Raw genomic sequence first — 21,822 nt, 5'->3', positions numbered from 1 at the left:
CTGGTCAAGGACAATATTGGGCGGCTTTTTCCTTTAGATGTACTTTTACATAATCCTTATAGGCCTCGATATGAGTGATAGAGGATTTGTTGACCTTTAGGACCTGATACTCCACTTTCAGGAAGATATAATCCGGAGATGCGGGCACAGCAGCGGCACCTTTGGCCTGCGCAGCGGCCGCCTCCCGCTCCTCGAAATACTGGTATACCTTCCCTGCCGCGCGATGAAATTCCTCGTAGCTGAAGGGCTTCAAGAGGTAGTCGATGGCTTCCACCTTATAGCCTTCCACCGCAAATTCATTATAGGCCGTGGTGAAGATAATTTTGGGCTTTTGGCCGGTAGGCTTCGCATCCAGCAGCCGGGCCAGTTCCATCCCGCTCAGCTCGGGCATCTGAATGTCTAAGAAGACCAGATCCACCGCCTCCTGATTCAGGTAGGTGAGGGCCTCCACCGCGTTTGAAAAGGTCTTCTTCAGGCTTAAAAAGTTGGTCTGACGAACGAAGCTTTCGAGCAGGCCGATGGCCAAAGGCTCGTCGTCGATGATCAAGCAGGAGATGTTCATGAGAGTTTCAGACTTAGGGTGGCGATAAAGGTTTGGGTCTCCTCCCGCGTTTCCTGGGTCAACTTATACCGATCGGGGTACAGGAGCTCCAGGCGGCGGCGGGTATTGGCGATGCCGATGCCACTGGCTTTGCCTTCAGGCGTGTCCTTGTTGGCGGTGAAAATCTGGTTTTGGGTCCGCAGCGTAAGGGACTCCTCCGTGAGTGCCAGGCTGATGCGTATGGTGCAGGGCTCCTTCGTGGAGATGCCATGCTTAAAGCAGTTTTCCACCAGCGGAAGCAGCAGCATCGGCGCGATGGTTGCATGCCGATCCAGCGGGGTGATGTCCATTTCCACGGTGACGCTGTCGGTGAGGCGCAGCTGCATCAGCTCGATGTAATCATGCAGGAAATCGATCTCCTTCTGCAGCGGTGTCAAATCCTTTTGGGTCTCGTACAGCACGTAACGCATCATGCGGCTGAGCTTGAGCAGCGCCTGCTTGGCCCGATCCACCTCGATATTGGTGAGGGCATAGATATTATTTAAGGTGTTGAAAAAGAAGTGCGGATTGATCTGGGCTTTGAGGTAACTCAACTCTGAATTCACCCGTTCCCGCTCCATGGCACGGCGCTGACGCTCGTCGCTTTGCCACTTTTGGACGGCAGCTACGGCGGTACTGGTGCCTACGGCCAAAAAGAAAATCCACAGGTTGTTCATAAAGTAAAACAGATTCCGTGGCTTCGGGGTGTAGGGCACATCCGGTCGGAAGGCCTCGTGCATCTGCCGCTGCATGTCCACCCAGTCATCGTAAATGAGCAGCAAGCCTAGGTAGCCAGCCCCTGCCAGTAGGATGAGGAGTAAAAAGAGGTAGTTATGCTTACTAAACAGCAGCTTGGGCACCAGGTACAGCATATTAAAATAGAAGGCCAGTACCAGGAGCAGAAGGATAAAGGCCTGCTTGCCCCAGAAAGCATCAGGTAGCTCCACTTTCCAGGAGAGCGGCGTAACTAAGAAGAGCACGAAACCAAAGGACGCCCAGCCCAGCACATGGATGAGCAGACTTACCAGGCGGCTTTTTTGGGTAGGAACGGATAGGGAACTTTCCATAGCGGTGTTTTCGTGGGAGGGACGCTGGCGCAAAGGAACCTTTTTTAGGGCTTTCTGAGCCCAAGGCCGAAATGCCCTTTTCGATAGGCAACAAATAAAACACTTTCCATCGGCAAAACCCAAAAATATCGCTGAGCGCGGCTTTTCTATCGGCAGAATAGGTCATTTTTGGCTTTAAGACGCAAGGACGCGCAAGGGGCGGATTTAGTCTGCTAAAAGGAGGGATTCGTCGGCTAAATACGGCGAACAGTCTACTTCATTTTTTAAAGCGCAACTTATCCCTCAGCTTTGTGTTAATGCTTCGAGACGAAAATTACTTCCTATGAATCAAAGACCCAACTATCATTCGTTTATAAAGATTTTCTTTTACTTTTTTATGGCAGCGATTTGCTTGCCTGCGGGATTATTTGCCCAAGGGGCAGGACAGCAGAGTAGCGCCGCTTCCCGTGCCAGCTACACCATTTCGGGGGTCATCACCGAGGGGGGCTCTGGAGAAGGGGTTCCTTATGCTTCAGCAGCGCTAATCCGCAAGGAGGATGGGCAGTCCATCGCCGGTGCGGTGGCGGATTTGGATGGAAAATTTATCATCAGCGGGGTGCGTGCAGGGGCCTATACGGTGCAGGTAAGCCTCTTGGGCTATGAGACGTATAATTCGGGCGAAATTTTAGTTGGGCCGGATAATCCGGAGGTCAACCTCGGGGTGCTGGCCTTGCAAGAGGATGCGGTGAAGCTGGATGAGGTCGTGGTGCAGGGACAGCGAAATCTGATCGAAGAGCGCGTGGACCGCACCATTTTTAATGCGGAAAATGATAAGACGACCGTCGGTGGGGATGCTACCGATGTTTTACGTCGCGTGCGATGTTATCGGTAGATTTAGATGGAAATGTCTCCATGCGCGGGAGCGGAAATATCCTGGTTTTGATTAATGGCAGGCAGTCGGCGATCGTGGCCACGAATATCGCAGAGGCGCTCAAGCAGATTCCGGCAGAGGAAATTAAAACGGTGGAGGTGATTACGTCGCCTTCGGCCAAATACGACGCTGAGGGTACTGGTGGGGTGATTAATATTATTACGAAGAAAAACAACTTGCAGGGGGCTTCTCTGAACGTGAACTCCAGTGCTGGTCTTCGGGGCTCCAACTTGGGCGTTAATGCCAGTTTAAAGCGGGGCAAAATGAGTTGGACGCTGGGTGGCTTTGGCCGTGCAGGCTATAATATCCTAGGCAGCTTCGACAACACACAGATGCTGCGTGATGCGGAAGGAAATGAGACAGCCACCATTCGGCAGCAGGCGGATACGCGGAATAGCCGACTATTCGGGCGCTATAATCTAGGCTGGGATTATGATATCGACAAGTACAACTTTATGACGGCTTCGGTCAGCTTCGGTGTGCGGGATTTCCGCAGCTTCCAGGATGGCCTGCGCTCGGATACTTTTTTAGAGGACATGCTTCAGAACAGCATCGTGCAAGATGTGCGCACGGATAACTTATCGAATAACATCGATGTGAATTATAACTACACGAAGACCTTCGAAAAACCGCAGAAGGAATTCAGTATTTCCGGTCTTTACAGCCGGAATAATCGAACAAATGATTTTGTGCAGGCCCTGTATAACGGCACGCTAACCGATATCGTGAGCCGCGTAAAAAACGAGAATTCGGGCATTAACGAGGAATTTACGGTGCAGCTCGATTATGTAAGCCCGCTGGGCAAAAAGTCCGGGCAAATCTTAGAGTATGGGGCGAAAAATATTCTGCGCCGGGTGACCTCGGACTTCCAGCGCTTCCGTTCTGTGGGAGAGGGGCCATTTGAGCCGATCGAGGGCATTAATTTTAATAATGAGCTGCGCTATGATCAAAACGTGACTGCGGCCTATGCCTCTTACACCACGGCCTTTTTAACTAACTACACCTTGAAGGCAGGCTTGCGCTATGAGTACACGACGATTTCTGCAGATTTCCGGAATTCCGAGTTGGAGGCAGACATTCCTTCTTATGGGACCTTTGTGCCTTCAGTGAACATTGGTCGTAGGTTAAAAAATGGCAATATGATTAAGGCAGCTTATAACCGCCGCATCCAGCGTCCTTCCCTAAACTTCCTGAATCCGAACATTGACGATGCGAACCCGCTGCAGATTTCTCAGGGGAACCCACTTCTGGATCCCGAATTGACGGATAATTTTGAGCTCGGCTACAGCACGTTCATTAAAGGCAGCTCTCTGAACTTCTCTTCGTTTTACCGCAGCACGACGGGTTCCATTCAGGCGGTGCGTACCACGCTGGCGGACGACATCATCTTCACGACTTTCGAAAATATCGGAAATGAGCAGGCCGTCGGTTTAAGTATTTTCAGTAACATTCAGGTGTCTGGAAAATTCAGCTTGAACGGAAGTGTTGAAGGTTACTATGCCATGCTGGATAATGGCTTGGAGGACCCGCTATTTGCGGCTTCGAACACAGGCTGGGTGTTTAGCGGACGCTTATTCGGTAATTATACCCTGCCGAAAGACTGGCAGATTCAGCTATTTACCTTTGCACGCGGACGTCAGGTACAGCTGCAGGGAACAGCCGGTGGTTTCGGCGTATACGGATTAAACTTGAACAAGCAGTTTAATGAGCGCCGCGGAAGCATCGGATTCGGGGCGGAGAACTTCTTCACTTCGGAGTTTATTATCCGAAATGAGCTGCGCACGCCCACGATCATGCAAAACTCCACCGTAGGGCTGCGTAATATGAACTTTAAGATCAACTTTTCTTACCGCATTGGGAAGTTGAGCACCGAAGGGCCTTCACGCCGTAAGCGTCGAGGGGTGACGAATGATGATTTAAAGTCCGGCAGCAGCAGCAGTGAAGGTGCTGTGGGCGGTGGTGGCGAAGGTGGCCGATAAGCACGTATTTTTTGATTATTTAGGTGATGCGAAAAGACCCCGGCACTGTCGGGGTTTTTTTCGTTTATACGGTTTAGCCGATGAGCACTTGGGCTTAGCGCTTTTCTTTTTTTTTCCCCTTGGGCAAAGTCCGGGAACCAAGCGGGGGATTTATTGGCTTATAAGTGTATCTTTGTGTACACGTTTAGGTTTTTCCTTTCGGAAAATGAAAAGGGAATCCGGTGCGAATCCGGAGCTTTCCCCGAAACTGTAACTTTCAAAAAGGCTTTTATGCAGATGCCACTGTCCCGATATGGATGGGAAGGCCATAAAAGCGGAAGGAGCCAGGAGACCTGCCTGTTCGTGCCACCCTAAAATCGGAGGAATTTGTCGGGGAGGATGCTTGTGCCTGCCTGTAGGGGTGTGGACAACTGTCGTCTCTGGCTTATGGTCTCCTGTTTGGGTTTTTTTCAGACATTAATCCATACGGAATATGCCGAAGACAAAAGGGACGAAGCTTCCCCCGCGCGCTGCCTTAAAAGAAGGCGAGCATTATTATTTCGAAGGACCTTACATGGTTTTCACGGAGAAGTATCACTTGCTTCGCGGGTACTGCTGTACCAATGGCTGCCGGCACTGTCCCTACACAAAATGAACACAGCACCGACACTTGAAGAGCGCAAGACTGCCGCTCGCACGTCTTTATTTAAGGCGGTTTTCCCGAATACGACCAATCATTACGACACGCTTTTCGGCGGTAACGCCCTGCAGCTGATGGATGAGGTGGCCTTTATCGCGGCCACGCGCTTCTGTAGGAAGAAGGTGGTGACGGTTTCCACGGGCAAAATCGATTTCAACCATGCCATCCCAGCAGGCACGATCATCGAGCTGGTAGGGGAGGTGATTCGTGTGGGACGCACCAGCCTGGAAATCGAGGTGAGCATCTACGTCGAGGAGATGTACTCGGAGAAAAGGGAGCGGGCGATACGCGGAAACTTCACCTTCGTGGCCGTGGATGAAGCCCGCAGACCGATTTCCGTCTTGTAAGCATAGGATAAGGGCGGTTTTTTTCTTATTTTTGCAACAAATTTGCAAGTAATCACTTCTATGAATCCAGCAGCTCCTTTACCGCGCATACCTGTTTACCTACTCACCGGCTTTTTAGGGAGTGGCAAAACCACTTTCCTGAACACGCTTTTGCAGCGCTGGGAGGGGAAGCGGGTAGTGGTCATCGAGAACGAGTTCGGCAGTACCTCCATCGATGGCGCCTTAGTAAGTGCCGCCGTTAATCAGGTGTATGAACTCGCGAATGGCTGTATCTGCTGTAGCCTAGACCATGAGTTGATCGAGGTCTTAGCCGAGCTGATCAAGCCTGAAAATCGTCCGGATATCTTGGTGATCGAGGCCTCTGGGGTGGCGGATCCTGGTACGGTGGGTGCGATTTTCAAGCGGGAAGATGTGCTGCAGTACTTCCATCTGGAAAAAATTATTGCGCTGGCTGATGCGGAGAACGTGGCAGATCGCTTAGAAGAAACCGTCGAGGCGGGGCGGCAGTTAGTCGCTGCTGATGGTATTATTATCAATAAATGCGACGCCGTGCATCCGGATTACTTGGTGGAGGTACAGCAGCAGCTCGCGCGGATTAATCCGATTGCCTCTTATGTTTTTGCCCGGTACGGGCAAGTTCCCGACACGTTTCTCACACAGGAAGTCTCCCGTGAGCGTCTGCTCCTGCAGCCTTTAGCGGAGGAGGAAACCCACACGCCGGGCTTGAAAAGCATGGTTTTCGGTTTTAAACAGCCTTTCGATCGGGATAAGCTGAGCGCGGTACTGAGCATGCGGCTTTTTGTGAGTTATGCGCAGCTGTATCGCGTGAAGGGTTTCGTCGATATTCAGGGGCAGCCCCATCGCTGGCTCCTGCAGTCCACGGGGAAAAAGCTGACCTTCGTGGATATGGGGCCTTGGCCAGAGACGCTGCCGCGTCAAAGTGCCCTCGTTTTTATCGGCAAAGGCCTAGAGCGCCTGGCCATGCAGCGGATGTTAGACCAAGCGTTAGCGGAGTAAATGATCAAGTACCTCATCATAGTGCCTGTAAAAATCTATCAGTGGTTTATTTCCCCCGTGCTGGGGCCTAACTGTCGGCATAGCCCTACCTGTTCGCATTATATGTTGGGCGCAGTAGAGGAGTGGGGGCCTTTCGTGGGACTTGGCTGGGGCTTAAGCGTATCGCTCGCTGCCATCCATGGGGTACTTCAGGGCATGATCCTGTGCCGAAAAACCCTCAAAAAAGAAGTGACCCTTTCTTTTTATTTGCGGGCAGTAAAATATTTGGTTTAAATTTTAACCTGTTTTAGTGATTTTCATGTAAAAGCTTCGAAAACAGGTTTAATTTTTAGCCAAAAAAAAGGAGTCTTTCGTAAAAGACTCCTGAGGTGGGTTTATTTGTAACTGACTTCAGCCATATAAACTTTGGTAAATGTTTTACTTCTGTCCTTTTTACGCTACCAAAATTTTCTAAACTTATACAAAATTGCTCAAACGACCTAATTTGCTTGTAATTAATTGTAAAAAAAAATCCTGCTCCCTTTGATTTTCAATCGTTTTCGAGCAGCCTTGCCGTATGTCGTTGCTGATACAGCTTGGGTGTGAGACCAAATTCATTTTTAAAGGCACGGATAAAGTAGGTGATGTTTTGGAATCCAGACATAAAGCCTACTTCTTGAATTTGATGCTGACCGAGCTTAAGTAGGTTTTTTGCTAATTTCAGGCGTTCTTTTAGGATGAATTCTTTGGGGCTTAGCCCCAATTCCTGTTTAAAGCAGCGGGAAAAATGGGCGGTGCTCATGCAGGCTTTTTCGCTCAGTTCCTCCACGGTCAGTTTTTCGCGGATGTTTTCGCGGATATAGCTGAGGATAAAGGCCAGGCGGTTCGAGCTGCTTTGGGACTTATAGGTTATCTCCAGCATTTCGCGCGCCTGCGTTTGGGTGAGGCGAATGAGGAGCTCTTTAAGAGCCAGGTTAGCGATAAGGTCTTTTTCTTTTGAGCGCTCCTTTACCCCGATGCGGATGAAGCGGTTGATGATTTCGCTGAGCTCCTGATTATTACTAAGGTGAAAATAGGAGAGGTCGAGCCCCCAGTCTTGGGTCAGCATTTTTTCGGGATAGCGTTCATTTAGCATGTGGAAGGTGTTTTCGATCATTTCTTTCGAGATCGAAAGGGCGATGCACTGTGTGGGGCTATCGATGGCGGCTTCGGGGAAGTCGATTTTCATGACCTCATTTGGGGGGACGATGACCGACTCTCCCGGAACATAGTCGAAGCCGGGTTTGTCGAAAAGATGCATGACTTTTTTGCCTTTCAGCATGGTAGTGAGCACGAGATCTCCGAAGACCAAGTTGACGGCTTTCGCCTCTTTATAGGTCTCGAATATATTTAATTCACAATCATTTAGGGTGAAAGTCGTGCGGTTTTCAACCAGCGTTTTTAGGTCACGCTCGTTTCTCCAAGGAACTCCGGCGATGAATTCATGCTGCATAAAAGGGTATTTTGGGTTACTATATAATCCACTAATTTTAATGTTTTTATTTCGAAAAATCAAGTTTTTAGCCGCTTATCTTGTGGTGATTTTAGGCTTAGCCGCTTCCTGTGGCGAAAAAGGCCTTTTCGGCGAAGTAGCGGGCCGGTGTCGCGTTTTTTTTTTGGCCCGGTGAGGCCGAAGGGGAAGAAAAAAAGGCATATGTCAGATCAGGTGGATACAATGATCGATTTGGTGGATTTTTAACAAGAATAATGTGGGATATTTGACCTAAACCAAAATAACCAAAGAATCCATATGTCAACACAAACATTATCACAGACGGCACCGGTGGAGCGTCCGGAAATCAAAGCGCGTTACGATCATTTTATTGGGGGTAAGTTTGTAGCTCCTGCTGGAGGGGAGTATTTTGACAATATTTCTCCTATAGATGGCAAGCCATTTTCTCAGGCTGCGCGCGGCAACAAGGAGGATATCGACCGTGCACTCGATGCGGCGCATGAGGCGTTTAAGACTTGGTCTAAGACCTCTCCTACAGAACGTAGCCGCGTGTTAAATAAGATCGCCGATATTATGGAGGCCAACTTAGAGATGCTGGCGCGTGTGGAGACGATCGATAATGGCAAGGCGCTACGTGAAACGCGTGCAGCGGATTTGCCTTTATGCATCGACCATTTCCGTTATTTTGCCAGCGTAATTCGTGCGGATGAGAGTACGATTTCTGAGCATGACGAGCATACAGTGTCGATCGCTTTAAAAGAGCCATTAGGTGTGGTGGGCCAAATTATCCCTTGGAACTTCCCGCTACTTATGGCTACATGGAAAATCGCGCCCGCACTGGCTGCAGGTTGTACCACAGTAGTAAAGCCGGCGGAGCAGACGCCTACCAGCATTATGGTGCTGATGGAGCTGATAGCAGATGTGCTTCCTCCTGGGGTGATTAACGTAGTAACGGGCTTTGGGCCGGAGGCCGGTAAGCCTTTAGCGAATTCCCCGCGCGTGGCGAAGGTGTCCTTTACGGGAGAGACCACTACAGGGCGTTTAATTATGCAGTATGCGTCTGAAAACCTCGTTCCTGTAACCATGGAGCTGGGAGGTAAGTCACCAAACATTTTCATGAAGTCTATCGCGGACGAGGATGATGCTTTCTTCGATAAGTGTATCGAGGGTGCGGTGATGTTCGCACTGAACCAGGGGGAGGTGTGTACCTGTCCTTCGCGTATTCTCGTGCATGAAGACATCTACGATAAATTCATGGAGCGTGTGGTGGAGCGTACCAAAGCCATCAAAATGGGGCATCCTTTAGCAGAAGATACGATGATGGGGGCGCAGGCTTCTAACGATCAGTACGAAAAAATTCTTTCTTACCTGGACATCGGACGTCAGGAAGGTGCGGAAGTGCTGTGTGGCGGTGGTCCGATGAACCTAAACTCAGGATTAGAGACGGGGTATTATATCCAGCCGACGATCTTTAAGGGGCATAACAAGATGCGTATCTTCCAAGAGGAGATTTTCGGTCCTGTAACTTCGGTAACGACCTTTAAGACAGTGGAAGAAGCGATCGAAATCGCCAACGATACCATGTATGGCTTAGGAGCGGGGCTTTGGTCCAGAGATGCACATGAGCTTTACACTGTGCCACGTGCCATCAAGGCAGGTCGTGTATGGGTCAACAATTATCATGCATATCCGGCACATGCTCCTTTTGGAGGCTATAAAAAGTCCGGTTTTGGTAGAGAGAATCACCTGATGATGCTTGACCATTACAGAGCGACGAAAAACATGCTGATTTCCTACAGCAAGGATAAATTAGGCTTCTTCTAGGCCGCTGGCCTTTTCCTGAGACAGGATGATGGAAGAAAAAGAGCCGCGCCTGCGCAGGGTGTTGATCACAGAAGCCGCCATGGAGGTGATCGATACGCTGCGTAAGCGCTATCCAGATGGACTGATGTTTCATCAGAGTGGCGGCTGCTGCGATGGCTCCTCGCCGATGTGCTTTGAGAAGGGCGACTTTAAGATTGGCAGCAGCGATGTGTGGTTAGAGGAGATTTATGGCTGCGATTTCTTTATGAGTGCAGACCAGTTCGAATACTGGAAACATACCCAGCTGACTCTGGATGTCACGCCAGGGAGGGGAAGTAGTTTTTCAGTAGAGATTCCTTTAGGGGTACGCTTTCTGATTCGTTCGCGTGTGTTTACGATGGAAGAATTAGAGCGTCTTCCGCCTGTGAAGACGGGAGATACATTTTCTGCAGTTTAGACAAGTTTACTTATTGTAATTAAAAAGCGCCAAATGGGTCTCCTGTTTGGCGTTTTTTTGGCGCTCGGCGCCAATGGAGGGAAAGATGTATGTAAACATTTCGGGTATAAATAAGAACTTTCTGTTAAGGGACGGGTTAGGTGAGAAAGCCAGCCTTTCTGCTTCGTGGACGCCTCGAACTAGAGGTTGCCCTCAGAAATGGAATGGTATTTGTTAATTTCTGTTAACGTAATTCGTTTTTTCACGAAAAATAAATCAGATGAAGAAGATTTTCCAATTGTTGTGTGTGGCCCTGCCGATCTTTTTAGTCAGCACCACTTTGCACGCTCAAATCCCAAATGTGAATTTTAATGTGGTCAAGAATGACCTGAATGAAGGCAATCTGCTACCTGCGGAGGAGGCATTTTTTATACGAGGTGCTTTGCCTAAGGACATTCATTTCGTGGAGGTAAAGGTCAAGCCTAGTGATCGGCGTACAGCGACCGCTCAGTACTACAACTGGAAAACGGCCTTTGATTTCAGAACGGATCAGTATGAGCTATTCGTGTCGGAGCCATTAAAGAGTAATGAGCGCTATGATTTCGAGTTTGCCTTTTATGAGCTTGCCTCGGAAGAAGACATGCAGGAGGTAAAAGGCTGCTGAGTGAAAACCTAAGGTCTTATCTGAAGGCCAATTTAGAGGTGACAGCTTCTGGGATTCGTTCCTTTCGTTCGGATCGTGTGATCATGCGGCAGCTGGATGCGATCGTAGAGCAGGGCCTGACGGATTATCGCCATTATTTAGACCGCGATTTTCAGGGTTTTTCGGATGTGGTGAAGCATAAGCTGGAACAAAAAGACAAAATCCGCCTCAGAAGGGCACGTTTTAATATCATTCGTTCAGAGCGTGGAACGGAAAAGGATGAGGACAAAGCCGTCTATGCGGCTACTTATATGGAGGAGCTGTTCGATCTGGTCGAAAATGAGTTGGAGCAGTACCTCAGCCGGAGTCTTCTGACCTTAGTGGACATCCGTAGCGTCCGAAATTATCCTACTGAGCGCCTGCAAAACAGCCTGCCACTGAATGTGGGTTATGGAGCTTTTGCCGTGAGGCGCTCGCTGAGCAGCACCCAATATTTTAATGGTCCTTATGTAGGCTTGAGTTTGCCGCTTGGTAATACGACGTTTACGAAGTTTTTAGGAAATGCTTCCCTTTCTGCGGGGGTTTTTGTTCAGAATTTCGAGGCGGAAGGCATGCAGATTTCAGGGCCTTTCGTGAATTTGCCGATCTATGTAGGCCTCGGTTACCGAGCGTTTAATGTACTGCGCTTTAATGCGGGAGCCGTGCTGATCGATATGGAAAATGGTGGCTCTGGGAATGTGTATGCGCAGCCCTTTGTCGGCTTGAGTTTGGAATTAAATTTATGGTTAGGATTTAATCAGAAGAAGCGATGAGAAAAAGCAGCTATGTTGTATTAGGTCTGCTGATTCTGTTTCTTCCTCGCGTTTCGAGCGCCCAGCAGGCCGACTTCGCTTGGCGCCTGGGGTTTTCGGGTGGCTTTAGCACCTATTATGGGGATCTTTCTCCGGTGCGATTTAGTGGTCCTTTCGATGGGGAGGCCATGCGCCACCTGCTCACCTATAATGCCCATTATGCGGACCGGCCCTCCTTTCGGGTAAGTTTAGAGCGGGCACTATCCCTGGCTTAGGCCTGCAGCTTCATTATGGGCAGTACCGTTTCGGGATGAACGATCGCTTCGTCCGCCCGGATGGTAGCCTGCAGTTAGATGCTCCGAACTTCGATCGGGCGCTGAATTTTCGCAGCGATACCTATGATTTAGGATTTAATGTCGTATTTCGTTCGGATAATGGACGTCTACTGAGTGAGCGGGCCTTTATAGCCCCTTATTTCACGCTCGGTGCAGGCCTCATGCTGTATGATTTACGGACGGACATGCGAGACGATGCGGGTAATCCCTACGATTTCTCCGATCCTAACCTGGTTCAAAACCGCGTTTTTGAAACAAGGCTCGCTGATTTTCAGACCGAACAAGTGCCGAATGACGGTTATGCCTTTTATCTGAATGCAGGTTTAGGGGTACGTTTCCGCCTGAATGCACGCTTTGAGCTGTTCGCCCAGACCGATATTATGCGTGCATTTTCAGATCAGCTGGATGGTGTAGGCGGTACATTCCGCGAGAGCTACGCCAGCGAATTTGAAGCTTTCTTGGCTTCCCCAGGTACGGGTGGGGCGGGCATCGAGCCGGGTGCTCGCCGTGGGGATCCCGATCTGCGCCAAGACTGGGTGCTGTTTCATGGCATTGGGCTGAAATATAGTTTTGGCGCGCAGCGCAATGACTTCAGAGCCCCTAAGCTTTCCACTCCTCGCCCCTCCTATCTGGAAGCAAGAGGGGATATCGAGCGTGCGCGTGATGAGGCCGAAAGAGCCCAAGCCCGACGTGAACGGGAAAAAGCAGCGGCAGATTCTTTGGAAAGGGCGCAACTTCTCGAGCAGATGGCTTCGGCTCGTGGACAGCAGGAGCGGGTGGTCAATCACTTTTATATCGAGACGCCTGACTACGCGCAGCTCGATCGGATGGATGAGCAGATGCAGCGCCTGATGTGGCAGCAGGAAATCGATCGCCGTGAGCGTCAAAAGCTGGCAAATAAGCAGGAAGCCACGCAGAACAGTGCTTTGCTGACTACGTTTGGCACCCAGCGGGAGCAGTTGCGTCGCGACACACTGCTAGTGGCACAGGAGCGGGATTCCAGCCTGAAGGCTACAGAGGATCGGGTGCTGGAATTGCGCTATGCGCAATATCGCCTCGAGCAAGAAGAGCTTAGATTGGATGCAGAAATAGATAGTTTACGTGCTTTGGCAGCGGGGCCTGTAACGCCCGTAATGGGACGTTCCTCGCTCACGAGAGCTGAGACTGCGGCTGTTGATCGCCGGGCACTGGCAAAAGAAATGGAAGCTATATGCTGCGTGAGGGTTTTGGATGGGATTCGGAGACCACGCGCAGCTTAGAAGAGGCGCTTTTAATGCCGATAGCAAGTTCGGATACTACGGTGAATCGTGCTGCTGTGCAACAGCAGGAAGAGCGTAGCAGACGCTCGCGAAGGGGGGCTGCGGAAGCGTCCACTCAAGAAGAAGCATCTCAGGAGTCGGCTGTTTCGGAGCAGGAAGGTGCTGATGCGCGAACAACAGCGGAGCGCAGGAGGCAATTTTCCTCCTCAGGTATGCGTGCGGATTCCGTACAGCAGCAAGCACTGCAGCGTCGAATCGATACCCTTTACATCCGTAATGAGACACAGGAGCCTACGCGTGTGGAACGTGTAGAGCGTGAGCGCTATGTAGAAGATGAGCGTATGCAGCGTAGGATGGATCAGCTGGATCGGGAATCCCGTGCTTTGCGCGAAGAGCGCCAAGCATTAGAAACCCAGCGCCAGCAGCAACAGCAAGCGATGGGAACGCTGAATCGTGCGGGTGCCGTGCGTGCCACCGCTGGTACGGGAGCAGCTGAAGGTGCTGCAACCAGCGGTTCCGCAGGTGCGGCCGCGTCTCCAAGCCCTTGGTGGCCTTTTGCTGGAGGTGTAGCAGCAGGTGTGGCAGTCGGTTCAGCGACTTCGAACGGAGCTGGTGCCCCGCCGGCGGGTGTTTCGACTACGGTGGGAGCGCGAAATGTGGTGAGTTCCGAACCTCGTACGTTAGAGGAGCGACTAGAGGCCGCCGCTTATGAGCAGGAGGTGCTGCGCCGACAACAGCTTGCGCTGTACACCGTTTCTGAAAGTGTGCTTCGATTTCCTATCCTAGACGCGAGCGAACGCAGGGAGTTCGAGCAACTGACCTCGATCGCCGTGGGTGAGGCGGAGCAGGTAGCTGCACCTCGTTTTACGCAGGGAGCACAGCCTGCAGCTGATACACAAAAAGCCTTGGCAGAGGTAGAAAAAAGGTTGGCTGAAACCGAGGCGGAGTTAGCCAGCTTACGTGCCTCTCGTGAGCCTTCAAGCTTAGACCGTACCGAAGTACGCTTGTTGAATAGCAAAGTGGAGGTATTCTTTGGGGTAAATCAGCGGCAGGCGAGCGAAGAAGAGATTCAAAAGCTAGAAGAAATCGCCCGTTTCGTGAAGGAGCGTCCAGGATATGGTTTGCGTCTACTGGGTTTTGCCGATAACACCGGGAATATTTCTTATAACATTCGCTTGATAGAAGATCGCATCGCTTTTATCCGAGAGCAGTTGGTCGAGCAGTTTGAAGTGCCGGCAGAGCAAATAGAAAAAGAAGTGGGTGGCTTGGTCGTCCGAGGTCGTCAGTCCGGTACCAATGATGCTGATCGGAAGGTAGAAGTGCGGATAGCAGCGCTGGACGATGAGTAAGACATAAAAAAAGACCCATGCAGGAAGCAAGGGTCTTTTTTTCTTTCTAAAAGGGATTATTTTTTATACATCACCTGCTTGACAGCATCGATGGTTCTTTTTACATTTGGAATGGTCGCCTCTATGTAAGTCGGTGCGTAACTTAAGGGCACGTCCATAGAGTTTACTCGGATGACTGGAGCATCCAGGTAATCAAATGCATTGCGCTGGATGTTATAGGTGAGTTCAGAAGAAATGGCCGCTAATGGGTTCGCTTCTTCCACCACCACGCAGCGGTTTGTCTTTTTAACAGAGTCTAAACAGGTTTTATAGTCGATCGGACGTACCGTTCTGAGGTCGATTACTTCTGCTTCGATCCCATCTTTCGCCAGTTCTTCAGCTGCCTCTAGTGCCACTTTCATCATTTTTCCGAAGGAAATGATCGTAACATCTTTCCCTTTGCGCTTGATGTCGGCTACGCCAATAGGAAGGAGGTATTCGCCCTCAGGTACTTCGCCTTTATCCCCATACATAAGCTCCGATTCCATAAAAATCACAGGATCATTATCACGAATAGAGGATTTCAGTAGGCCTTTCGCATCATAAGGGTTAGAAGGAACAACGACCTTCAAGCCAGGCGTATTTGCGAACCAGTTTTCAAAGTTAGAAGAGTGTGTAGCCCCTAGCTGTCCTGCGTTACCTGTTGGTCCACGGAACACGATCGGCACACCATACTGCCCACCGGACATGGCTAGCATCTTCGCGGCGGAGTTGATGACTTGGTCTATCGCTACTAGCGAAAAGTTAAACGTCATGAACTCGATAATAGGTCTTAAACCGTTCATGGCAGCACCTACACCTAGTCCAGCGAAACCTAGTTCCGCGATGGGGGTGTCGTATACACGATCTGGCCCAAATTCATCCAACATGCCTTGGGAAACTTTATAGGCACCGTTATATTCAGCTACCTCTTCTCCCATGAGAAACACGTTCTTATCGCGTCTCATTTCCTCTGTCATGGCTTCACGAAGGGCCTCTCTAAATTGTATGACTCTCATTTTAGTTTCGGTTTACAGAGCGTAAAAATAGGAAACTCTCCCTCAATTACAAAACCGAAATCGCTTTTCGGCCTGCTCTTATGCTTTTAGCGAAAACGCTACGGTTTCTCTACGGGCTTTCCTGCTTTTTCCCAGGCGATCATGCCTCCTTTTAGCTCATAAATTTCCGCGATTCCTAATTTAGCCAGCAGCTCAGTGGCGGGCTGTGAGCGATTCGCGGAGCGGCAGTACACGTAAAACTTTTTAGTGCGGTCTAATTTGGCGACTTTTTCTTCGAAACTATCCTCCAGCACATCGGCGAATGCGGCACCTGCGATGTAGCCCTGCCGAATCTCGCGCTCTGTGCGTACGTCTAAAATTATAATGTCTTCTGGTTTTTCAGCTGCCAGATAAGAAGCAAACTCCTCCGCATCGAGGCGGATGATTTTTTCATTTTGCGCCTGAGAACAGGCGGCAAAGAACAGGGCCGCTCCTAGGAAGAGTAGCGTAAGCCAGGAAGAAGTACGTAATCGCTGCATACGGTTAATTTTTATGTGATGCCAAAAGTCGTAAGAAACGGCATAAGGGCGTTTATTCTTGGTAATCAATATACAATTTACAGCTTTTCTCTTGCATATAAAAATGGAAGCAAAGCTTGTTTGGGAGTAGGACAAACTAATGTATGGTGTTTTGTTGAGCAAGTGCTTGATTTAAGAAGTGTTAAGGAGAATTTTCTCAGGAAAATGCCTATATTTGATTATTGAAAATAGGAACAACTAAACCAAATGAAAAATATTGTTTTACTATCCGATACACACGGCTACTGGGATGAGCGTATTACAGCTTATCTCGAAGAGGCCGATGAGCTCTGGCATGGAGGGGATATCGGTGAGCTACATCTGGAGGCTTTAGTGCCCAAGCATGTACACGTTCGTGCCGTTTATGGAAATATCGACGATGAAAAGATGCGCCATCGGTATCCTGAATACCAGCACTTTCATCTGGAAGGTCTAAAGTTTACGCTGGTTCACATCGCAGGCATGCCGCCCCGTTATGCGAAAGGTGTAAAAGCTGTTTTAAAGCGAGAGCAGCCGGACTGGCTGGTCTGTGGGCATAGTCACATCTGTCGGGTGCAAAAAGATGCCGATCTAGGGCTACTCTATGTAAATCCCGGTGCTGCGGGTAGAAAGGGCTTCCATCGTGTGAGAACCCTGATGCGCTTTCGCTTAGATGCGGGCAAGGTATCCAATATGCAGGTAATCGAGCTGGGACTTCGTGCCGCCCCCACTCCTGAACTGCTTGAGGGATAAAAAAATAGAGCCTCTTACGAAAGCTCTACTTGTTTAACGTTCCCCTACGCCGCAGGTGCGGCATTGGATGCTTACTTATCAAAAGACTTTTTCAACTCCTCAACATCCACGTTTTTGATTACGGGCTTCGCAGTAAGTTGCTTGATTCTTGCAACGCGTGTAGTAGCTGCTTGTCTTCTTCTTTTTAGTTTTCTTTTTAGCGTAGTAACGGCCATGGCTTTATTAATTTTATCTGTTAAATGCAAAATAGTAAAGGACTGCAAAAATAGGAAATATTTTTTGAAAACCATGCTGGCGTTCGTATTCATGCGTAATTTATTTCAAAAATGCTGCTTACTCCCTCCTCCGGCGCATGCGCTGCGGGTGAAAATATAGTGCCTTCCAAAAAATAGACGTAAATTGCGGCCTTAAAAGAAGCGATACGCGATACTCCCCATGCAAAAACCTAGTTTACCTAAGGGCACCCGAGATTTCGGGCCTGCACAAATGGCCAAGCGCGCCTACATTTTACGTACCATCACCAAGACCTTTAAAAAATTCGGATTTCAGGCCTTAGAAACGCCTGCCATGGAAAATCTGAGCACGCTGACGGGAAAATATGGGGATGAAGGGGATCAACTACTCTTTAAAATCCTAAATAGCGGCGATTTTTTAAAGCAGGTTGAGGCCTCTGATTTGGCCGAAGGCCCGGGGCATGTCCTGCCAAAAGTGGCTGAAAAAGGTCTTCGCTACGACCTGACCGTGCCTTTCGCGCGCTACGTGGTGATGAACCGGAATGAGCTGGCATTTCCCTTTAAGCGGTATCAGGTGCAGCCCGTATGGCGTGCCGATCGCCCTCAGCGGGGCCGCTACCGGGAGTTTTATCAGTGTGATGCCGATGTGGTCGGAACGGAAAGCCTGCTCTGTGAGGTCGAAATCATCGCCATGATCCAAGAGGTTTTCGCTGAATTGAAAATTGAAAATTATCAACTAAAAATCAACAACCGTAAAGTTCTGACGGGCATCGCCGAGGTAATCGGAGCGGCAGGCAAAGAGTCGGCGCTTTGTGTGGCTATCGATAAGTTGGACAAGATCGGCTGGGAAAAGGTGCAGGAAGAGCTGGCGGAGCGCGGATTTTCGGAGGAAGCACGGACGGCCTTGGCCCCACTGGTCGCGCATACGGGTGATGTGGCGGAAACCCTGACCTTTTTGAGTAGCTATTTGGCGCCTTCTACTATTGGCATGGAAGGGGTAGCGGAGTTGCGTACCGTTTTTTCTTTGCTGCAGACGTATGGGGCTTCGCCCAAAGGCATCGTGCTGGACGTGATGCTGGCGCGCGGGCTTTCGTACTATACGGGGGCGATTTTCGAGGTGCAGGTGCCGGATACGGGCATCGGCTCGGTGAGTGGCGGTGGGCGTTACGATAACCTAACGGGCGTTTTCGGCTGGGAGGGTGTGCCAGGGGTAGGCTTCTCCTTCGGGGTGGACCGCCTGTACGATGTGCTCGAAGTACTTCAGCTGTTCCCAGAGGAAGCCGTGGAGGTAAGCGACTATTTATTGGTACACTTCGATGCGAAAGGGTTTCAGTATGGACTCAGCCTACTCGCCCAGCTGCGCGCTGCCGGTTTAGCGGTGGAGCTGTATCCGGAGCCCACAAAAATGAAAAAACAGCTGGCCTATGCCACAAAAAAGGGCATCCGCAGGGTGCTCCTTTTAGGGGATGATGAAATCGCCGCAGGCAGGTGACGGTGAAGGACCTCGAGGCGGGCACACAGGAAATGGTGGCGGTAGAGCAACTTTTCGCAGATCGATAAAAAAAGAAAAAACCAGTCATAAGTTGGTGTGCATCAAGTTAATTCAGGAGTGCTATTGCTTAACTTTTGACTAATTTTTGAAGTTATAGAAAGAAGCGTGCGTTGTTATTGAACTTTCGCATGCTTTTTTATTTCTATAGCTATGTCATCATCTTGCTCGAGGTTTTGGGTTATACTACCCTTTTTGTCCCTTTTTTACCTGCTTTCCTTTCCCATAAGGGATACGGGCAGACGCCTCCTGCTCTAACAGGTCCAGAGGTGGTCTGCGCGCAGTCCGGACAGCTCGTGCGTTTCTTCGGTGGGGGCGAGCCCCAAATAGACCGGTACTTTTGGACCGTGGTGAACGCGTCTGGAGACACCCTAGCGAATCGCTCCGGAGGGGAAGACCTACAGGAGCTGCGCTTCGCCTTCCCAACTACGGGAACATTCACCGTAGGCTTACGTGTTCGAAGAGGCCCCTTCGAGCTACCTGTTTTTACAGGCAGCCAGCAGGTGCGTGCCGTACAAGTGCCGATTCCCATCCTACGTCCCGACTTCACGCTGTGCGCAAATGAAACCCTTTCCTTACAGGCCGTAGATCCCACCACAGAGGGTTTAGATGCCTTTACTTTCGAGTGGCGCGATGAAGAGGGGAATCTTATCAGCAATGCCAATACACTGAATGTCCAAACTCAAGGTCGTTACACGGTGCGCTATTTCCTAGCCCAAAACGACGAAGCTTCTTGTGAAAACCAATTGGAAACCTTCGTGGGGAATTTTGGCGAGATTCGCTTTACCCTACCGGGAGAGGAAGTCTGTGAGGATCAAGTGCTGCTAATCGAAAGCGACAGCCCCTTTGCGGGCAATTGGTTTTTTCTGGACGCTTCGGGCACTAGACAGCCACTTCCTAGGGGCGTTAACCTTACCCTAAATCCGCGCAACCAGCTTCCTGGCCCTGGTAGTTACACCTTTATCCAAGAGGTTCAGAACCCCGACAATCCCAGCTGTCTGGTCAGCGGTCAGTTCACCCTTGAGATTTTACCCGCCCCACAGCTGCTAGCGGAAGTACTACAGGGAGCCTCCTGCGAGGTGGCCAGCGGCCAATTGCGCCTCAGCGCCACAGCAACTCCCCTTCAGGTGCGTAGTACCTCGAATCCTGAACTCCCCACGTTTACGCTACAGCCAGGGAGTCCGCAGCTCCTAAGTGACCTAACTCCAGGCGTATACACTTTTTCTGTAGAAAATGCTTTCTGTGTCTCTGCCTTCGTGCTCACCATTCCCAATGAGGCGCCCAGTCCGCTGAGTTGGAGCTCCGAGCCACCCGTATGTACCGAAGAAGGTGTAGAAAATGGAGGATTTCGATTGCTTCTGAACGACGATATTCCGGGAACCTACATCCTTACTTCCAGAGCTTCAGGAGAGGAGGCTGCAGCAGGACGGCTGGAGGGGTCCGGAGACACCGCTTTGGAGCGCCTTCCTCCAGGCGCGTATCAGCTGAACTTTATCGCCGACAGCCCCTCGGGAGGATGTGCATTTCCCGAAGAAAGCGTACTGGAGGTGGATGTGCCGAACCAAGTACAGTTCAGCGCACCGACCACGCTTCGCAGCTGTGGGCCGGCACTTTTAGCGCCAGCCGCCGAGGAGGCCTTACAGTACAGCATCCGCTTTCCCGATGGAAGCGTGCAGGCATTTCGTGAAGACATCCGACTCACCCAAGAGGGGCAGTATGTGCTGACGGCGCGTCCTGAAACAGCGGATGATAGCCGCTGTCCGAGAAGTCAAACTATTCAAGTTTTTCTTTTTGAGCCTGTGCCCGTTCAGCCCGTTTTAATAGAAGAAGACTGCTCGGGCAACCTATTCTTCGAGGCGCAGCTTGATGGCTCACTTGCCCCTGAGACACTAAGTTTTCGCTGGTATGATGCCGATGGCGCCATTATCGGTAGGGAACAAATCCTGCTGATCACGCGCCCTGGCAGTTATTCGGTGGAGGCACTTCGGAATGGTGTGACCGCCTGTCCAGATGGTCGCGTACCGCTAGAGGTAGCGCCTATCCTTAGCCGTGCGGCGGGGGAATTAGTGGTGCGTGCATTTTGTGAAAATGAACTGGAGGGGAGCATCAGCCTTTTATTGGAGGAAGGCGCGGAAGGTGTAGATGAGATTCGCTGGCAGTTTTTCGATGCCGATGGCGGGGTGCAGGAGCTTACGGCCTTTGCGAACCAATCTGAGATCGCCATTCGCGAAGCGGGTACCTATGAAGCCGTCTGGTTCCGACAAATTTTAGGAGGGCAGCGCTGTGAAATCGGCCGAGATGTGGCTTTGGTTATGCCCTTAGACCAACCCCTTACGCCGGATCTAGAGGCCATGTACCCTTTTTGTGAGCGAAACGGACGCCGCCCCCTGATCCGTCCGGGAAATTTTGACACCTATCGCTGGGAGCTGGATGGGGAGCTGCTGGCCACTTCAGCTACCTTTCGCCCCGCACGTGCCGGATTATACACCCTCACGGTGGGGAACGCTTTCGGCTGTGTCCGGCAGGAGCAGTTCTTGGTTTTTGATGACTGTGATCCTTTTGTGGCCTTTCCGAATGCCCTGCGCTATGACCAGGCAGACTCCGAGCTACTTTTCTGGATGCGGGCAGACGTGCTGCGCATAGAAGTGGAGGTTTTTTCTTCTAGCGGGGCACTGGTTTTCTCCTGTGAAGCCACGAACGAGGGGGACTTGGCTCCGGTTTGCCGCTGGAGCGGCAAAATAAACGGAGAGCGCCTCCCCACAGGGGTCTATCCGATGCGCGTGCGGTATTTTACTCGCAATCCTGGCCTAGATGGCAGGTACGACCGCTCCCTGGTCATATTACAGTAGCGCAGCCGCTCGGCTCACTTCGCCAGGGGTAAAAGGAGCTTGCGACCTGTGGACGCAACCCCCAAAAAAACTGCCCGAAGCACGCGAAAGCCCGCAGACCACGAGTGCCTACGGGCTTTTTTCTTACATGCTCTGTCCCGCTGAAGGACGATAAAAAGAAGTCTGGATAGAAACGGGGCCTGCTAAACTTTCGAGCAGT

The 21,822-nt window shown here is 50.6% G+C and carries 22 protein-coding genes and 1 riboswitch; of the genes, 16 read left to right on the top strand and 6 right to left on the bottom strand.

Features of this window, described 5'->3' with window-relative positions:
- Positions 1-4: 4 nt before the first annotated feature.
- Both A3SI_RS02385 and A3SI_RS02380 read right to left on the bottom strand, forming a co-directional pair.
- Positions 5-562 carry a LytR/AlgR family response regulator transcription factor gene (locus A3SI_RS02385; RefSeq protein WP_316929049.1) on the bottom strand — a complete coding sequence of 186 codons (558 nt, stop codon included), beginning with the start codon at positions 560-562 and terminating at the stop codon, positions 5-7.
- Positions 559-1,647 carry a sensor histidine kinase gene (locus tag A3SI_RS02380; protein ID WP_040669855.1) on the bottom strand — a complete coding sequence of 363 codons (1,089 nt, stop codon included), beginning with the start codon at positions 1,645-1,647 and terminating at the stop codon, positions 559-561. Before A3SI_RS02380 ends, A3SI_RS02385 begins: the two co-directional genes overlap by 4 nt.
- Positions 1,648-2,038: 391 nt before the next feature.
- Here A3SI_RS02380 and A3SI_RS22060 point away from each other — a divergent pair, with 391 nt between their 5' ends.
- From A3SI_RS22060 to yidD, 6 genes are all read left to right on the top strand, one after another.
- A complete protein-coding gene (locus A3SI_RS22060; RefSeq protein ID WP_316929048.1) occupies positions 2,039-2,518 on the top strand; it encodes a carboxypeptidase-like regulatory domain-containing protein in 480 nt (159 codons plus the stop codon).
- A complete protein-coding gene (locus A3SI_RS02375; protein WP_009053466.1) occupies positions 2,506-4,536 on the top strand; it encodes an outer membrane beta-barrel family protein in 2,031 nt (676 codons plus the stop codon). The genes A3SI_RS22060 and A3SI_RS02375 overlap by 13 nt, the downstream gene beginning before the upstream one ends.
- Positions 4,537-4,705: 169 nt before the next feature.
- Positions 4,706-4,890, top strand: a riboswitch (cobalamin riboswitch).
- Between the two features lie 118 nt (positions 4,891-5,008).
- The gene (locus A3SI_RS19285; RefSeq protein ID WP_162098405.1) at positions 5,009-5,170 is read left to right on the top strand and encodes a DUF5522 domain-containing protein; all 162 of its coding nucleotides are present in this window, start codon (positions 5,009-5,011) and stop codon (positions 5,168-5,170) included.
- Positions 5,167-5,562: an acyl-CoA thioesterase gene (locus A3SI_RS02360; protein WP_009053464.1), complete on the top strand. Its 396-nt coding sequence runs from the start codon at positions 5,167-5,169 to the stop codon at positions 5,560-5,562. Before A3SI_RS19285 ends, A3SI_RS02360 begins: the two co-directional genes overlap by 4 nt.
- A 60-nt stretch (positions 5,563-5,622) precedes the next feature.
- Positions 5,623-6,579: a CobW family GTP-binding protein gene (locus tag A3SI_RS02355; RefSeq protein WP_009053463.1), complete on the top strand. Its 957-nt coding sequence runs from the start codon at positions 5,623-5,625 to the stop codon at positions 6,577-6,579.
- Entirely contained in the window at positions 6,580-6,852 is a 273-nt protein-coding gene (gene yidD, locus A3SI_RS23090; RefSeq protein ID WP_009053462.1) for a membrane protein insertion efficiency factor YidD, read from the top strand.
- Positions 6,853-7,108: 256 nt separating this feature from the next.
- Here the strand turns inward: yidD and A3SI_RS02345 are convergent, their stop codons facing one another.
- A complete protein-coding gene (locus tag A3SI_RS02345; protein ID WP_009053461.1) occupies positions 7,109-8,050 on the bottom strand; it encodes an AraC family transcriptional regulator in 942 nt (313 codons plus the stop codon).
- A gap of 297 nt (positions 8,051-8,347) precedes the next feature.
- Here A3SI_RS02345 and A3SI_RS02340 point away from each other — a divergent pair, with 297 nt between their 5' ends.
- The 7 genes from A3SI_RS02340 to A3SI_RS02315 all read left to right on the top strand — a co-directional run bounded on the left by A3SI_RS02340 (position 8,348) and on the right by A3SI_RS02315 (position 14,666).
- Positions 8,348-9,874: an aldehyde dehydrogenase family protein gene (locus A3SI_RS02340; protein ID WP_040669853.1), complete on the top strand. Its 1,527-nt coding sequence runs from the start codon at positions 8,348-8,350 to the stop codon at positions 9,872-9,874.
- Positions 9,875-9,902: 28 nt separating this feature from the next.
- The gene (locus A3SI_RS02335; RefSeq protein ID WP_009053459.1) at positions 9,903-10,310 is read left to right on the top strand and encodes a DUF779 domain-containing protein; all 408 of its coding nucleotides are present in this window, start codon (positions 9,903-9,905) and stop codon (positions 10,308-10,310) included.
- Positions 10,311-10,569: 259 nt separating this feature from the next.
- On the top strand, positions 10,570-10,953 hold the full coding sequence (locus A3SI_RS20030) for a hypothetical protein (protein WP_238531559.1): 384 nt from the start codon (positions 10,570-10,572) through the stop codon (positions 10,951-10,953).
- 38 nt (positions 10,954-10,991) lie between these two features.
- Entirely contained in the window at positions 10,992-11,744 is a 753-nt protein-coding gene (locus tag A3SI_RS20025) for a hypothetical protein (protein WP_238531558.1), read from the top strand.
- A complete protein-coding gene (locus A3SI_RS02325) occupies positions 11,741-11,998 on the top strand; it encodes a hypothetical protein (RefSeq protein ID WP_009053458.1) in 258 nt (85 codons plus the stop codon). Before A3SI_RS20025 ends, A3SI_RS02325 begins: the two co-directional genes overlap by 4 nt.
- Before the next feature lie 35 nt (positions 11,999-12,033).
- A complete protein-coding gene (locus A3SI_RS02320) occupies positions 12,034-13,317 on the top strand; it encodes a hypothetical protein (protein WP_009053457.1) in 1,284 nt (427 codons plus the stop codon).
- Entirely contained in the window at positions 13,269-14,666 is a 1,398-nt protein-coding gene (locus tag A3SI_RS02315) for an OmpA family protein (protein ID WP_009053456.1), read from the top strand. Before A3SI_RS02320 ends, A3SI_RS02315 begins: the two co-directional genes overlap by 49 nt.
- Positions 14,667-14,722: 56 nt before the next feature.
- Here the strand turns inward: A3SI_RS02315 and A3SI_RS02310 are convergent, their stop codons facing one another.
- The gene (locus A3SI_RS02310; protein WP_009053455.1) at positions 14,723-15,703 is read right to left on the bottom strand and encodes a pyruvate dehydrogenase complex E1 component subunit beta; all 981 of its coding nucleotides are present in this window, start codon (positions 15,701-15,703) and stop codon (positions 14,723-14,725) included.
- Between the two features lie 98 nt (positions 15,704-15,801).
- Positions 15,802-16,221 (bottom strand): rhodanese-like domain-containing protein, encoded by a 420-nt coding sequence (locus tag A3SI_RS02305; protein ID WP_050977324.1) that lies wholly within the window; start codon positions 16,219-16,221, stop codon positions 15,802-15,804.
- A gap of 246 nt (positions 16,222-16,467) precedes the next feature.
- On the opposite strand from A3SI_RS02305, the gene A3SI_RS02295 reads away from it, so the two are divergent.
- On the top strand, positions 16,468-16,992 hold the full coding sequence (locus tag A3SI_RS02295; protein ID WP_009053453.1) for a metallophosphoesterase family protein: 525 nt from the start codon (positions 16,468-16,470) through the stop codon (positions 16,990-16,992).
- A 71-nt stretch (positions 16,993-17,063) separates the two neighbouring features.
- On the opposite strand, the gene A3SI_RS02290 is transcribed toward A3SI_RS02295, so the two are convergent.
- On the bottom strand, positions 17,064-17,300 hold the full coding sequence (locus tag A3SI_RS02290; RefSeq protein ID WP_009053452.1) for a hypothetical protein: 237 nt from the start codon (positions 17,298-17,300) through the stop codon (positions 17,064-17,066).
- A 127-nt stretch (positions 17,301-17,427) separates the two neighbouring features.
- Here A3SI_RS02290 and hisS point away from each other — a divergent pair, with 127 nt between their 5' ends.
- Positions 17,428-18,717, top strand: a complete 1,290-nt coding sequence (hisS, locus tag A3SI_RS02285) for a histidine--tRNA ligase (protein ID WP_009053451.1) — start codon at positions 17,428-17,430, stop codon at positions 18,715-18,717.
- A gap of 188 nt (positions 18,718-18,905) precedes the next feature.
- Complete coding sequence (locus tag A3SI_RS02280; RefSeq protein ID WP_156810125.1) at positions 18,906-21,623, top strand: hypothetical protein; 2,718 nt, start codon at positions 18,906-18,908, stop codon at positions 21,621-21,623.
- Positions 21,624-21,822 lie beyond the last annotated feature (199 nt).

This window comes from Nitritalea halalkaliphila LW7, assembly GCF_000265075.1.
Classification (GTDB): Bacteria; Bacteroidota; Bacteroidia; order Cytophagales; family Cyclobacteriaceae; genus Nitritalea; species Nitritalea halalkaliphila.
Note: the sequence above shows the minus strand (reverse complement) of the source record. Positions and strands in the feature narration are given on the sequence as shown.